This window comes from Flavobacterium gawalongense, assembly GCF_007097265.1.
GTDB lineage: Bacteria > Bacteroidota > Bacteroidia > Flavobacteriales > Flavobacteriaceae > Flavobacterium > Flavobacterium gawalongense.
On record NZ_VJZP01000007.1, the window covers coordinates 20,984 to 35,126 of the forward strand.

The 14,143-nt window shown below is 34.2% G+C and carries 12 protein-coding genes; 8 read left to right on the forward strand and 4 right to left on the reverse strand.

Annotated elements, in window-relative coordinates; all coding sequences use genetic code 11:
• Nucleotides 1–53 precede the first annotated feature (53 nt).
• The gene (locus FNW38_RS05650) at nt 54–1,280 is read right to left on the reverse strand and encodes an aminotransferase class I/II-fold pyridoxal phosphate-dependent enzyme (RefSeq protein ID WP_143386602.1); all 1,227 of its coding nucleotides are present in this window, start codon (nt 1,278–1,280) and stop codon (nt 54–56) included.
• A gap of 303 nt (nt 1,281–1,583) precedes the next feature.
• On the opposite strand from FNW38_RS05650, the gene FNW38_RS05655 reads away from it, so the two are divergent.
• From FNW38_RS05655 to lpdA, 4 genes are all read left to right on the forward strand, one after another.
• Complete coding sequence (locus FNW38_RS05655; protein WP_143386601.1) at nt 1,584–2,042, forward strand: Lrp/AsnC family transcriptional regulator; 459 nt, start codon at nt 1,584–1,586, stop codon at nt 2,040–2,042.
• A 56-nt stretch (nt 2,043–2,098) separates the two neighbouring features.
• The gene (locus FNW38_RS05660) at nt 2,099–2,344 is read left to right on the forward strand and encodes a hypothetical protein (RefSeq protein ID WP_144064701.1); all 246 of its coding nucleotides are present in this window, start codon (nt 2,099–2,101) and stop codon (nt 2,342–2,344) included.
• Nucleotides 2,334–2,507: a hypothetical protein gene (locus FNW38_RS17435; protein WP_185963092.1), complete on the forward strand. Its 174-nt coding sequence runs from the start codon at nt 2,334–2,336 to the stop codon at nt 2,505–2,507. Before FNW38_RS05660 ends, FNW38_RS17435 begins: the two co-directional genes overlap by 11 nt.
• A 246-nt stretch (nt 2,508–2,753) precedes the next feature.
• Nucleotides 2,754–4,157 carry a dihydrolipoyl dehydrogenase gene (lpdA, locus tag FNW38_RS05665; protein ID WP_144064700.1) on the forward strand — a complete coding sequence of 468 codons (1,404 nt, stop codon included), beginning with the start codon at nt 2,754–2,756 and terminating at the stop codon, nt 4,155–4,157.
• 96 nt (nt 4,158–4,253) lie between these two features.
• Here lpdA and FNW38_RS05670 read toward each other — a convergent pair whose 3' ends face one another.
• From FNW38_RS05670 to FNW38_RS05680, 3 genes are all read right to left on the reverse strand, one after another.
• Nucleotides 4,254–4,634 (reverse strand): DoxX family membrane protein, encoded by a 381-nt coding sequence (locus FNW38_RS05670; RefSeq protein WP_144064699.1) that lies wholly within the window; start codon nt 4,632–4,634, stop codon nt 4,254–4,256.
• 33 nt (nt 4,635–4,667) lie between these two features.
• Nucleotides 4,668–5,075 carry a VOC family protein gene (locus tag FNW38_RS05675; protein WP_143386597.1) on the reverse strand — a complete coding sequence of 136 codons (408 nt, stop codon included), beginning with the start codon at nt 5,073–5,075 and terminating at the stop codon, nt 4,668–4,670.
• A gap of 303 nt (nt 5,076–5,378) precedes the next feature.
• Complete coding sequence (locus tag FNW38_RS05680) at nt 5,379–7,103, reverse strand: tetratricopeptide repeat protein (protein WP_144064698.1); 1,725 nt, start codon at nt 7,101–7,103, stop codon at nt 5,379–5,381.
• 189 nt (nt 7,104–7,292) lie between these two features.
• On the opposite strand from FNW38_RS05680, the gene FNW38_RS05685 reads away from it, so the two are divergent.
• The 4 genes from FNW38_RS05685 to FNW38_RS05700 all read left to right on the forward strand — a co-directional run bounded on the left by FNW38_RS05685 (nt 7,293) and on the right by FNW38_RS05700 (nt 13,705).
• Nucleotides 7,293–8,579 carry an anthranilate synthase component I family protein gene (locus FNW38_RS05685; protein WP_144064697.1) on the forward strand — a complete coding sequence of 429 codons (1,287 nt, stop codon included), beginning with the start codon at nt 7,293–7,295 and terminating at the stop codon, nt 8,577–8,579.
• Between the two features lie 647 nt (nt 8,580–9,226).
• Entirely contained in the window at nt 9,227–10,381 is a 1,155-nt protein-coding gene (locus FNW38_RS05690) for an ATP-binding protein (RefSeq protein WP_144064696.1), read from the forward strand.
• 13 nt (nt 10,382–10,394) lie between these two features.
• Nucleotides 10,395–11,705 carry a tRNA lysidine(34) synthetase TilS gene (gene tilS / locus FNW38_RS05695; RefSeq protein WP_144064695.1) on the forward strand — a complete coding sequence of 437 codons (1,311 nt, stop codon included), beginning with the start codon at nt 10,395–10,397 and terminating at the stop codon, nt 11,703–11,705.
• The gene (locus FNW38_RS05700) at nt 11,705–13,705 is read left to right on the forward strand and encodes a protein-disulfide reductase DsbD family protein (protein ID WP_143386652.1); all 2,001 of its coding nucleotides are present in this window, start codon (nt 11,705–11,707) and stop codon (nt 13,703–13,705) included. Before tilS ends, FNW38_RS05700 begins: the two co-directional genes overlap by 1 nt.
• The last annotated feature ends 438 nt before the right edge of the window (nt 13,706–14,143 follow it).

The window sequence follows — 14,143 nt, forward strand, 5'->3', positions numbered from 1 at the left end:
CGTTCGAAAATGATTTTCAAACGGATTTAACAAACTACAAAACTAAAAAAAAATTATTCCATTAAAACGGATTCTGATGTTAGAACATTCAATTCTATCATACATTTTTTCATCATCTGATACGTTCTTTCAATATCATTATCTAAGCCTATAGAGAATCGGATTAAACCATCAGTCAACCCCATTTCTATCTGTTCTTCCATAGGAATTTCACTTGAAGTAGATGTTCCAGGCGCGCTAAATAAGGTTTTATAAAATCCTAAACTCACTGCTAAATATCCTAGATTTCGTGCTTGCATCAATTCCATTAATGCATTGGCTTTCGCCAAAGTTCCAACATCCAATGTCATCATTCCGCCAAAACCATATTCTGGGTTAATCATTGTAGCGTACAACTCATGACTCGGGTGGCTTTTCAAACCAGGATAAACCGTTTTCAGTCCGTCTTTTTCAAAACGTTCCGCCAGATACATCGCATTATGACTGTGTTGTTTCATTCGGATATGTAGCGTACGCAAGTTTTTCATCACACTGGCCGAACGCAAACTATCCATTGTTGGCCCAAGTAACATACTGGCGCCACTATTCACATTTTTTAAACTGTCAATAAATTCTTGCGAAGCACATGTTACACCACCCACTGTATCGCTACTTCCGTTGATGTATTTTGTCAAACTGTGAATCACAATATCAGCACCTAATTTTGCAGGAGAGACGGATAATGGAGAAAAAGTATTATCGACAACTAATTTCAAATTGTGTCTTTTTGCAATTTTTGCCAAACCAGCAATATCTGCCACTTCGAGTAAAGGATTGCTCACGGTCTCGCAGTACAAAACTTTAGTTTCGGGAGTAATTGCAGCTTCTACAACGTCTAGTTTTGTGATGTCGACAAAAGTGGTTTTGATGCCTAATCTCGGAGTGAAATTCTTTAAGAAAGCATAGGTACCACCATAAATAGTTCTGCTTGAAACAATATGATCGCCTGAACCACACAATTGTAATAGAGTAGGCGTAATTGCTCCCATTCCTGATGCTGAAACGTTTGCTGTTTCCGTTCCTTCCATCGCTGCCAATGCTTTGTCTAAATACAAATTGCTCGGAGAGGAGTGACGCGAGTACAAATAACAGCCTTCCATATTGCCTTCAAAAGTATCGAACATCGTTTTTGCCGATAAGAAAGTATAGGTTGATGAATCAGAAATGGAGGGGTTTACACCGCCAAATTCGCCAAAGTACTGTAAATCCTGAATGTTGTCTGCGGGATTGAAATTTTTCATAATTATTTTTTATTGTTATTTGAAGCTATTCCTGCTATTCGCTATATCTTTCCAGTCCTGAACTTGTTTCAGGATCCTGAAACAAGTTCAGGACTGGAAAGGATGCCGCTTCTATCAGGGCTAGGGGATTTCGTTCTGTATAAAATCTATTCAAAATAACATTGTTCTAGATTAATAATCAATCCTATTGTTTAATATTGGATTTTAAAACTATTAAAATTAAATTATATAATTTAATTTTCTAAATTAGCTTCTCAAATAAGAATTTTATAGATTATTTATCAATTCCAATTTTTCAATAAAATGACATTAGATTCAATAGATAAAAAGCTGCTTTTTTTATTACAATCCGATAGTAAAAAAACAACCAAGGAACTGTCCTTAAAACTCAATCTTTCTGTTACTGCAGTATACGAGCGTATAAAAAAACTGGAAAGAGAAGGCATAATCGATAAATACGTAGTGTTAATCAATCGTTCGAAAGTCGAGAAAGGATTTGTTGTTTTTTGTCACCTCAAATTGATACAGCACACCAAGGAGTTTATTGCTAAATTCGAAAGTGAAGTGGTAAAGCTAAAAGAAGTGATAGAATGCCATCATGTGAGCGGCGATTATGATTATATCCTGAAAATAGTGGTAAAAGATATGGAAGCGTATCGGGAATTTTTAGTTACAAAACTCACCACATTACAACATATAGGAAGTACACACAGTACCTTTATGATTAGTGAAGTGAAAAATACGACTGTTGTTGATATTTAGTAATCGTTCGTTTTATAGTCATAAAAATAATTAAATTTGGATAAATCAGTTGTCCCATGAAAACTAAAGAAATTAGACAGAAACTTATTGCAAATTTTGGAAAACTTATTCAGGACGATTCAAAATTAGCCGTTTTAGAAGGAGTATTTGACGCCATTTTAAATGATGAAAAAGCTTCTTTGGTTTCGGATATTCATTATCAAAAAGTGGAAGAAGTCAGAGCCGAATATCATTCTGGGAATAGTTTTGTGACTTCTTGGGAAGATTTGGAAAAGCAATTAAATGCTAAATATGGCTTTTAAAATTGTTATTTCAAAATTAGCAGAAATTGAAATAATCGAAGCTATTGAATTTTATGAAAACAGAAGAAGAGGATTAGGAAAACATTTTTTAATTTATCTGAAAGGATATTTAAAAATATTAAAAACAAATCCTGAATTATTTGCGCTAAAAAAAGAATCTTAATTTTAGAGAATTATCTCTTAAGAAATTTCCTTTTGTAATTATTTATGAAGTATTTAATGATGAAATTATTATTTACCCTGTTTTCCATACTTTTAGAAATCCTTCTAAAAAACCATAAATAATTTTTCTATGAAAGTTTGTTTGTGTCATTTTCATAACAAAAAACCTTATAAATTAAACTTTAAACAAAACTTAATTCCTTAATTTTGTGCGACATTTTATAAAAACACAATAAAAAAATATACTATGAGTTCATTTGACGTAGTCATTATAGGTTCTGGACCAGGCGGATATGTATCAGCAATTCGTTGTGCACAACTGGGTTTTAAAACAGCAATTATCGAAAAATATTCCACTCTTGGAGGAACTTGCCTGAATGTAGGTTGTATTCCCTCAAAAGCATTGCTGGCTTCTTCTCATCATTACAGTGAAATTGCTCATTTTGCAGATCACGGAATTGAAGTTTCCGGTGAAGTAAAAGTGAACCTTGAAAAAATGATTGCGCGCAAACAAGCGGTTGTGGATCAGACTTCGGGTGGTGTGAAATTTTTAATGGACAAAAATAAAATTACAGTTCTGGAAGGTTTAGGTTCTTTTATGGATGCAACTCACGTTGCTGTTACAAAAGCGGATGGAACTTCTGAAACTATCGAAGCTAAAAATATCATTATCGCTACAGGTTCAAAACCATCTTCTTTGCCATTTATCAAAATCGATAAAGAAAGAATCATCACTTCTACCGAAGCGTTGAAACTTAAAGAAGTTCCAAAACATTTGGTCATTATTGGTGGTGGAGTAATTGGTATTGAATTAGGTCAAGTGTATTTACGATTGGGAGCGCAAGTTTCTGTAGTGGAATTCATGGATAGAATTATTCCTGGAATGGATGCTTCATTGTCTAAAGAATTGACTAAAGTATTGAAAAAACAAGGCATGAAATTCTACGTTTCTCATAAAGTGAAATCAGTAGAAAGAAATGGAGATGCTGTTGTAGTTCAAGCTGAAAATGCAAAAGGAGAAACAATTACTCTTGAAGGAGATTATTCATTAGTTTCTGTGGGACGTCGTCCTTATACAGATGGATTGAATGCTGATAAAGCGGGTGTGAAAATTTCTGATAGAGGAATGGTTGAAGTAAACGATCATTTGCAAACTTCAGTTCCTAATATCTATGCAATTGGTGATGTTGTTCGTGGAGCAATGTTAGCACACAAAGCAGAAGAAGAAGGAGCAATGGTTGCTGAAATTTTAGCAGGTCAAAAACCACATATTGATTATAACTTAATTCCGGGTGTTGTTTACACTTGGCCAGAAGTGGCTGCTGTAGGACAAACCGAGGAGCAATTGAAAGCATCTGGTGTGGAATTCAAATCAGGAAGTTTTCCTTTCAAAGCTTTAGGTCGTGCTCGTGCAGGTGGAGATTTAGACGGATTTGTAAAAATTCTTGCTGACGCAAAAACGGATGAAGTTCTTGGAGTTCATATGATTGGAGCACGTTGTGCGGATTTAATTGCTGAAGCCGTTACCGCAATGGAATTCAAAGCATCTGCCGAAGATATTTCCAGAATGAGCCATGCGCATCCAACATTTGCAGAAGCAATAAAAGAAGCTGCATTAGCCGCTACTGACAATAGAGCTTTGCATGTTTAATTAGAAAATTTGAAAATGAGATAATTAAATCTCGTTTAAAAATAAAGAAACCCGTTCAATTGAGCGGGTTTCTTTATTTCAAAGAGGTAAGTTTATTTAGCCTTTAGCCACAAATAAACCTTTATAGTTTTCCCAATGACTGTAAATTAAAAATATGTTTCCTAAAAATACGAACAAAGCAATTGGCATGTTTTGGGGTGTCAAGAAAAAATTGATCAACAATATATTTATTGTAACAGGAAGAATAGCAATATTGGCTAAGGTTACAAAGCGCCCGGAAACAAATGATAATCCGCAAAGTAATTCAATAGTTTTTGCTAAAGGCATTAAATAAGTTGAGGCAACCAAACCAACCTGAAAAGCCTTAAAATTTCCGGTGGAGACAGGTTCTGGCGTTAGGTTTAAAAAGAAACTAATAGAGGTAAAAAGAAACAAAAGGCCTATTAGAGTTCGGATAATAATAATTGCAATTTTCATAATATATGGTTTTAATTGGTTAAAAATTGAGGGTTATCGCTTTGGAATAGCACTTTCATCCATATATAGGATTTCCCATTGATGCCCATCTAAGTCGGCAAAACTATGGACATACATCCATCCATGATCCTGTTGGTTCATGTAAATTGAACCACCTGCATCAACTGCATTCTTTACTAATTCATCTACTTTTTCTCGGCTTTCAACAGCTATGGCAATCAATACTTCGGTGTTTTTATGGGCATTGCAGATTTCTTTTTTTGTAAAGTCTTTAAAACGTTCTTCAGTAAGTAACATTGCAAAAATATTTTCGGCTATAATCATGCAAGTAGCAGACTCATCAGTAAATTTTGGATTGAAAGAAAATCCTAATTTTGTAAAAAAAGCTATTGATTTTTTCAGGTCTTTAACAGCTAAATTGATGAAAATTTTTGAAACCATGACGGGAACGATTTAAATGACCAAAAAGTTATTACTACTTGTAAAGTTACAATAAAAATAGTTAATTTTTCTTATGTTTTGTTGTTAATTTAAAGAATATTAGCACAATAGTAGCAAAATTTAAGCACAAGAACCTATTGAAAACGGGATTCAATCCTAGCAAAAGAGTTTACAGTATGATTAAAAAATTCTTTCAAAACCTGAAAATGATGAAATATCGACTCAATCGGAAGCTGAAACATTAGCTGTAGCAATTTCTAGGAAAGCATCAAATTACATAATGAAATTGACTTTCGGGCACTTTTATTTTATCCTTGATGTTGTGATTTTTGTATCTGCGTTGCCCCAACTTTTTTCAATAAGTCTTGTAATCTCTTTGGCTTTCGTTTTATTGTTCATCTTTTCATAGGCAAGTCGGAGTCCGTGATGCGCCCATCCATTTTTAGGCAATCGTTTTAAATCGTCTTCATACGTTTTTACGGCATCCTGATATTTTTCGGCTTCAATTTGTACTGCTCCGAGATGGTGTCTCACGGAAAAGAACCAATCTGGTGGTTCATTGTAATTTAAGGAATCTTCAATAGCAACCGCTTCTTTCAGCAGTGCAATGCTCTGAACGTAATTTTTTTCACTTGCGGCTATTTCCGCTTTCAAAACCCGTTTGGCAATTTGTGTCAAAGTGGAAACAGAATTTAATTCCCAAATTGTTATCTGTTCCAATTTTTTATCTTTTGCTATTTCTTCAAGTTGAAGCAATTCTTGTTTAGCCTTTTTTAAATCATTTTTTCCTAAATAAGCCATGCCTTTTGCATAATGTGTAACAGCAACGGGGTATTTTAAGGTGTCCGTGACTAATTTCATTTTAAGTATGTCATCCCATTTCCCAAACTTAACCGCTACATAATAGGGAATCACATAGTAATGCTGTAGTGTTCCCCAGCCGGGTTCTGTCATGGTCTTCGGATGGACATGTTTTGATACTTTATTGGCACCTATCATTGCCCATTTGCTATTGCCTTCCAAAGTTGCTGTTCCAGCCATAAAGTGATAATTATGCGGATAATATCCTAAAGGATAAGCACCTTGGGCATGACACATGGCAACATAGTTGCTGTCCACTTTTACGGCATTAATATTGGCTAGGGTACCTTTATGATACTCGCCTGTTCTGATGTAAATATGGGATGACATGTGGACCAAATGTCCGGATCCCGGAACCAATCCGTCATCAAAAGCTTTGGCCGCATTGTTGCCACGTTCGGGAGTATTTGATGCTTCTACGACATGGATATAAAAATGGTTTGCACCGATATTTTTGGGGTCTTTTTTTAGTGTTTTCTCTAATAAAGAAACAATTTCTGGTGTCCATTTCTTTGGTGTCCCGTCTTTTTCATATAAATCCCAAGGATGTAAATCCATGATGGATTCGGCATATAGTGTGTTGATATTGACATCATCCGGGAATTTTTTACTCACTTTTTTCATCTCGGCAGAGTAAGCAATATCCAGGTTGCTCCTGTCTTCAACGTGTTTCTTGGTATATCTTTTTGCTAATGCGTTTATCAATGCTTTCTCTTTTTTCGAAGCTTTGTCTGAAAGTTGTATTGCTTTTTGAATAGCCTTATAGGCTCTTTCGTAATTATCCGGTTCCATACCGGCATTATAATTCGGGCCAAGTACGTAAGCAAATCCCCAATAACACATGGCACATTCGGGATCCAGTTTTGTGGCATAATAGAATGAACGAGCCGCTTCTGCATGGTTGAAACCATAGGAAAGGGCCATTCCTTGATTGAAATACTTTTGAGCTTCGGTACTTTTAGTAGTTATCGGGTAATCAATAACATTGAGTCCTTTAAAAATAGGGGCTTTATTATTTGTTAAATACCAACTTGCGTCTGTAGTTTGTGGTGCACATCCGTAAGAGGTTTTTTTAGTTTTTCCGATTACCGCATCCTCATTTTTTTGAGGTTCTTTTTTGCAAGAAAAAATAAAAGTAATCACGATTAAGATTAAAATTTTTTTCATGTTCCTTTGGTTTGATTTGCAGATGTTTATTGGTAAAATTACAAAATTTAAAGAAATCAATTATGGTTTCTGTAAGCTTAATTATTCGGAAAGGATCATGATTTTCTGGGTTAATAACGCCACTAATACCATTCAATTAAAGTTTAATGATAGATTTGTCGTATTTTTGATTTTCTAATTATATTCTGCTTGAGAACATCTATTATACAAACCATTCAAAATCCAAAACTGTTCAAACAGCAACTTTTACTTTGGTCGCAACAATTTCGTGAAGTCATTTTTATGGATAGTAATGACTATCCGCAGGGATATTCCAGTTATGATTGTCTGCTTGCAGTAGATGCTTTTACTTCCATAAAAACGGACTATCATAATGCTTTCGAGGATTTAAAGCAATATCAGCAAATTACCAAAGACTGGCTTTTTGGTTATTTATCATATGATTTAAAAAATGATATAGAGGATTTACAATCGAATAATTTTGATGGACTGAATTTTCCGGATTTGTTTTTCTTCCAACCTAAAAAACTATTTCTATTGAAGGGGAATGAGCTCGAAATTCAGTATCTCAATATGTGTGATGACGAAGTTGAGGAAGATTTTGAGGAGATAAGCGTCCAGTATTCCGTATTTAGTATTCAGAACTCACAAATAACAATTCAGCAGCGAATTTCAAGAGAAAACTATCTTGAGAAAGTAACAAAAATATTAGAACACATTCATCACGGTGATATTTACGAAGCTAATTTTTGCATGGAGTTTTTTGCTGAAAATGCAACTATAGATCCGATTGAAAAGTTTGTAAAGCTGAACGAAATTTCTCTGCCTCCATTTGCCGTTTTTTTCAAGAATAATAAGCATTTTTTACTTTCAGCTTCTCCGGAACGCTATTTGAAAAAGAAGGGAGAATTAATTATTTCGCAGCCAATTAAAGGAACTGCAAAACGATTTTCGGATCTTATAGAAGATGAAAAATCAAGAACGCAATTGGCTTTAGACCCGAAAGAGCGTTCGGAAAATATTATGATTACGGATTTAGTTCGCAATGATTTGTCGCATACAGCACAAAAAGGATCTGTAGCAGTAACAGAATTATGTGCCATTTATTCTTTTTTGCAAGTGCACCAAATGATTTCTACGGTTACTTCAAAATTAGATCATCAATATACTGCGGTTGATGCAATAAAAACCACTTTCCCGATGGGAAGTATGACTGGAGCGCCAAAAATTTCGGTAATGAAAATCATCGAAAATCTGGAAGAAACAAAGCGAGGTTTGTACAGTGGGGCAGTAGGTTATTTTACACCAAGTGGTGATTTCGATTTCAATGTGGTAATACGAAGCATCTTGTACAATCAGGAAAAAAAATACGTTTCTTTTTCAGTGGGAAGTGCCATAACATCACAGTCAATTCCTGAAAAGGAGTATGAGGAATGTTTGCTCAAGGCAAAAGCCATGCGGGAAGTATTACAATAAATAATATGACTGTCCGCTTAGCGGACTATAATATCATTTTACTTTTGATTTTACTGGAATAAAAAACACCACGTCTCTTCGAGGCTTAATTTTTTTACAAAAAAAGCAATATAAAATGACGTATTATTCTTGCATGTTAATTTTGTTAAATTATTGATTTTCAATACATTAAATAAAAACGTCAATGGTAGTGATTTTGAATAGTAATGCGACAGCTTTACTATTCAAAATTGTATCGAGAAGCTTACAATGTTAGGGTTCTCGATACATTTTATTAAAAAAAGCTATCGCATTTTTTAATAAAATACTCGAACTGACGCGCACAGTTAAATTGATTTATCACAGTAAATTTAAAGTCTAAATGGTATAATTATTTTTTTAGCCACGAATTTCCACAAATTTCACGAATTAGTGTTCTTTTTTCTTTTAAGGATAAAAATTCGTGAAATTTGTGGAAATTTGTGGCTAAATTTTTCTTTAGTATTATTTACGGATAGTCATAAATAAAGCATGTAATTTTAAAATAGAAGCCATGTAATTTCAAAATTTAAGTTATGTAATTTCAAAATTAAATAGTTGTATTTTTAAAATTTAATTCGTGTATTTTCAAAATTATAAGTATATTTGTTCTTGATAAACAGATTGTTATGGTAGTAAAAAGAGAAATAGTTAATGCGATACGTTTTTATAGAACTAAATACCCAGTTATTGCATTAACCGGACCAAGACAATCTGGAAAAACTACATTATTGAGAGAGCTTTTTCCAGAGTATCAATACATCAGTTTGGAAAGTCCTGATTTGAGAGCCTTTTTAGAAGATGACCCTAAAGGTTTTTTTGAAAAATATTCCCAGTATTGTATTTTTGACGAAGCACAACGCGCACCGCAACTATTTTCCTATCTTCAGACGATTGTTGATGATAGTAAAATAATGGGACAATTTATACTTTCGGGTTCGCAGAATTTTCATTTAATGAAAAATATCACACAGAGTTTAGCGGGTCGAGTAGCGATTTTTAAATTATTGCCTTTTGATTTTACAGAATTAAAATCGGAGAATTTATTATCTCAAGATTATGTAGCAGCAATGCTGAAAGGGTTTTATCCCGCAATTTTTGACAGAAATATTCCAAGCAAAAATTTTTATGGCAATTACATTCAAACGTATGTGGAACGCGATATTACGGAACTTGTAAATATTCGGGAAATGCGAACGTTTAGGATTTTTTTGAGTTTGTGTGCGTCACGAGCAGGACAATTGCTGAACTTGAATTCGTTAGCAAAAGAGTGTGGAATTACACAACCAACTGCCAAATCGTGGTTGTCGGCTTTAGAGAATAGTTATATTTTGTTTTTGCTGCAACCCCTTCATGATAATTTTGATAAACGGGTTATAAAAAGCCCAAAGTTGTATTTTTATGATACAGGATTGCTTTGTCATTTGTTAAAAATAAAAGATGCAAATCAAATAATTGGTAAATCGTACAAAGGAAATTTATTCGAAAACATGATTGTTGCCGAATATGTAAAACAAAATTACCATCAGAATTTGATGGATGAATTTTGGTTTTGGCGCGATTCCGCAGGTCACGAAGTAGATTTAATTCGGCAGGATGATGAACTGCTGAATGTAATAGAAATTAAATCGACAACCACTATTTCTCAAGATTTATTCAAAGGAATGATTTATTTTTCGGCTTTGGCCAAAGAGAATGTCAAAAGTAAAACTTTGGTTTATGCTGGTTTAGACAATCAAAAGCGAACCATTGCCAATGTGGTTTCTTGGTATGATTTAAAATAACTAAATTTGAAAAATGATTGAAAAATTAAAAAATCATATTGCCCTGAATTTTCCATTATTGGAAACCAAAAAACTCCTTTTGGCTGCCAGTGGAGGATTGGATAGCATGGTAATGGCACATTTGTTTCATAAATTGAATTATGAAATTGCTCTTGCACATTGCAATTTTCAACTTCGCGGAATGGAAAGTTTTGGAGATCAAAACTTTGTTCAGGAGTATGCTGCTACCAATAGTATTCCGCTTTTTGTAACCCAATTTGACACCAAAGCATTTGCGGAAGATTATAAGCTTTCCACTCAAGTAGCCGCTCGCAAGTTACGGTACAATTGGTTTTATGAATTATTGGAAACCGAAAAATTCGACTATATTCTCACCGCCCATCATGCCGATGACAATTTGGAAACCTTTATCATCAATCTCACACGAGTAACCGGATTAGAAGGTTTAACAGGCATTCCGGAACAAAATGAAAAAGTAATTCGGCCACTTTTACTATTTTCCCGACAAGAAATTGAAAATTATGCCAAAGAAAATACGATTCAGTGGCGTGAAGACAGCAGTAATACATCGGATAAATACCTTCGAAATAAAATTCGCCATCATGTAGTTCCGATGTTAAAGGAATTAAATCCAAATTTCCTTTCTTCTTTTCATAAAACGCAAACCTATTTGCAAGAAGCGCAAGCTATGGTTGAAGATGCGTCGATTATCGTCTATCAGCAAGTGGCAAAGCGAGATGAGGACAATATTTACTTTGATTTGAATCAATTGAAGAAATTACCCAACTATAAATCGTATTTGTACCAATGGTTGAAAGAATTTGGATTTTCGGCATGGGATGATATTTATGATTTGGTTGAAAGTCAATCGGGCAAACAGGTTTTTTCTCCCGAGTTTAGGTTGTTGAAAGACAGGGATTCCTTAATCGTAAGTCCCATGAATTTCGTAAATGAAAAGGAGGAATATTTAATTGATGAAAATCAGAAAGAAGTTAAGATTCCCTTAAATCTTTCGTTTTGTAAAGTAGCCGACATTAGTATCGTTTCAAATAAAACTATCTTTGTTGACGCCAATAAATTACAATTTCCTTTGGTTTTAAGGCATTGGAATGATGGGGATGTTTTTCAGCCTTTTGGGATGGAAGGTAAATCTAAGAAAGTAAGCAAACTATTTAAGGATGAAAAATTATCATTGATCGATAAAGAAAATACTTGGCTTTTATGTTCCAATAATGAAATTGTCTGGATTGTTGGGATTCGTCAGGATAATCGTTTTAGAATAGAAAACGAAACACAAAATATACTTAAAATACAATTAGAATGATGAGAAAATTACTATTTATACTTTTTGCTTTTTTGGCTTTCGCCAAAGTAAATGCCCAAATTCTTGATCCTGCAAAGTGGACAACCAAAATTGAAAAAAAATCTGAGAATAATTATATACTTACTTTCAATGCTGTCATAGAAAATGATTGGCATTTGTATTCTCAATTTACACCTGATGGCGGACCGCTGCCTTTGGAAATTATTTTTAAAAATCAAAAAGGAAATTTTACCTTAGTTGGCAAAGCCAAAGAAAGTAAAACCAGAACTGCTTTCAACGATGTTTTTGAGGTTAATGAAACGTTTTTTGAGAAAAAAGCACAAATTCAACAAGAAATTACGGTAACAAACCCGAAGATTACTAAAATTGAAGCCGAATTGAATTACCAGGTTTGCAAAGAAGTTTGCATCAACCAGGAGAAAAAATTCACTTTTGTTATTCCATTAAATTCAAAAACGACGATTGCAGTTACAGCAACAGATACTACAAAAACGGACACAATAGTATCAACAAAGGACGTAAAAGAAGCTGTTATTCCTGTAAAATCAGAAGTTACAGTAACAAAACCAGCTTCTCAAAGAGGATTATGGTCCATTTTCTTTATTGCTTTTTTATCAGGATTTGCCGCTTTGCTTACGCCTTGTGTTTTCCCAATGATTCCTATGACGGTAAGTTTCTTTACCAAACAAAGTAAATCAAAAGCTAAAGGCATTAGAAACGCTATCATTTATGGAATTTCCATCATATTTATTTATGTGGTATTGGGATTTTTAGTGACATGGATTTTTGGTGCCGATGCTCTGAATGCTTTGTCTACCAATGTCTGGTTTAATATTATATTTTTTATTTTGTTGATTGTTTTTGCTGCTTCATTTCTTGGAGCATTCGAGATTATGCTGCCTAATTCTTGGGCAAATAAAGTAGACAGCCAAGCGGATAAAGGAGGAATAATAGGAATATTATTTATGGCATTGGCGCTGGCCATTGTTTCGTTTTCCTGTACCGGTCCAATTGTAGGGACACTTCTGGTTGAGGCGGCTTCTAAAGGTGGAATCGCTCCAATAATTGGAATGCTGGGATTTTCATTGGCTTTGGCCTTACCATTTATGTTGTTTGCGATGTTTCCGGGTTGGTTGCATTCGTTGCCAAGATCTGGGGGATGGCTTAATACCGTAAAAGTAGTTTTGGGTTTTCTGGAATTGGCCTTGGCTTTCAAGTTTTTATCGAATGCTGATTTGGTTTTGCAATTGCATTTATTGGAAAGAGAAGTGTTTTTGGCGATTTGGATTGCTATTTTTGGTGCATTGGCTTTATATCTTTTTGGGAAAATAACGATGCCACATGATAGTCCTATAACACATATTTCAGTAGGAAGGTTGTTGATGGGGTTACTGGTTTTGACGTTTACCGTTTATTTAATTCCGGGACTTTGGGGAGCACCATTAAAATTGATTAATGCTTTCCCGCCTCCAATGGAATACAGTGAAAGTCCTTTTGGCGTTGGAGGTTCAGGACTTAAAACTTCGGCTGCCATTTTACCGGATGGTGCCAAAAGCGGACCGCACGGATTAGTGGTTTTCGATGATTATGAAAAAGGTCTGGGGTATGCCAAAACGGTACATAAACCCATTATGCTGGATTTCACCGGCTATGCTTGTGTGAATTGCAGAAAGATGGAAAATAATGTTTGGTCTGATGAGCGTGTTTTTTCCATTTTGAATAATGAGGTTGTTCTGATTTCATTGTACGTGGATGATAAGCGTGAATTGCCTAAAAACGAACACTATATTTCTAAAACTACCGGAGCCGAAATCGAAACTACTGGTGATAAATGGACTGATTTTATGATTTCGAAATACAAAACCAATACACAGCCGTTGTATGTTTTAACAAATTTGGAAGGGGAAAGTTTAAATGTTGACAAACCAACCATAAGTTATGTTGGAGTGGAAGAATATGAAAGTTGGTTAAAAACCGGAATCTCCAAATTCAAAAAATAATTACCCTTTTTGTTTCACAAATAGTTGACCTGTCCATTTAAATTGGGCAGGTTTTTTTTAGTCCTGTCATAGCCTAAAAGAGGTAGAGAGAAGTAGTCAACTCTTTAAAAATGACCTGTAAAGGCAGTGTTTACTTGGGTTTTCTGTACTTCAATAAAATATAAGCCGCTTTGGAATTCTTTTATACAGCTGGATCTCCTCTAAAGATTTTTAAAACAAATCACCCTTCTTCCGATATTTACTGACAATTTATTTGTTGACAGCCTTCTTCTTTCTAAAGAAAAAAAATGAGTCTGTTTTTTTATTTATTAAATCAAATTTTCATCAATTCAAATTGGAAATGGTATTCAAAAGCCAATATATTTTCTAATTATATTTTTTTATTTCCTCTGAAAATTACAAAATATGTAGTTCACAGTTTTTTTTATTCCTTTAATC

What these genes read in the sequence shown, in the direction of transcription:
- FNW38_RS05655 (WP_143386601.1), top strand. Translation starts at nt 1,584, where the DNA reads ATGACATTAGATTCAATAGATAAAAAGCTGCTTTTTTTATTACAATCC.
- FNW38_RS05675 (WP_143386597.1), bottom strand. Translation starts at nt 5,075, where the DNA reads ATGGTTTCAAAAATTTTCATCAATTTAGCTGTTAAAGACCTGAAAAAA.
- FNW38_RS05670 (WP_144064699.1), bottom strand. Translation starts at nt 4,634, where the DNA reads ATGAAAATTGCAATTATTATTATCCGAACTCTAATAGGCCTTTTGTTT.
- lpdA (WP_144064700.1), top strand. Translation starts at nt 2,754, where the DNA reads ATGAGTTCATTTGACGTAGTCATTATAGGTTCTGGACCAGGCGGATAT.
- FNW38_RS17435 (WP_185963092.1), top strand. Translation starts at nt 2,334, where the DNA reads ATGGCTTTTAAAATTGTTATTTCAAAATTAGCAGAAATTGAAATAATC.
- FNW38_RS05680 (WP_144064698.1), bottom strand. Translation starts at nt 7,103, where the DNA reads ATGAAAAAAATTTTAATCTTAATCGTGATTACTTTTATTTTTTCTTGC.
- FNW38_RS05650 (WP_143386602.1), bottom strand. Translation starts at nt 1,280, where the DNA reads ATGAAAAATTTCAATCCCGCAGACAACATTCAGGATTTACAGTACTTT.
- FNW38_RS05700 (WP_143386652.1), top strand. Translation starts at nt 11,705, where the DNA reads ATGAGAAAATTACTATTTATACTTTTTGCTTTTTTGGCTTTCGCCAAA.
- tilS (WP_144064695.1), top strand. Translation starts at nt 10,395, where the DNA reads ATGATTGAAAAATTAAAAAATCATATTGCCCTGAATTTTCCATTATTG.
- FNW38_RS05660 (WP_144064701.1), top strand. Translation starts at nt 2,099, where the DNA reads ATGAAAACTAAAGAAATTAGACAGAAACTTATTGCAAATTTTGGAAAA.
- FNW38_RS05690 (WP_144064696.1), top strand. Translation starts at nt 9,227, where the DNA reads ATGGTAGTAAAAAGAGAAATAGTTAATGCGATACGTTTTTATAGAACT.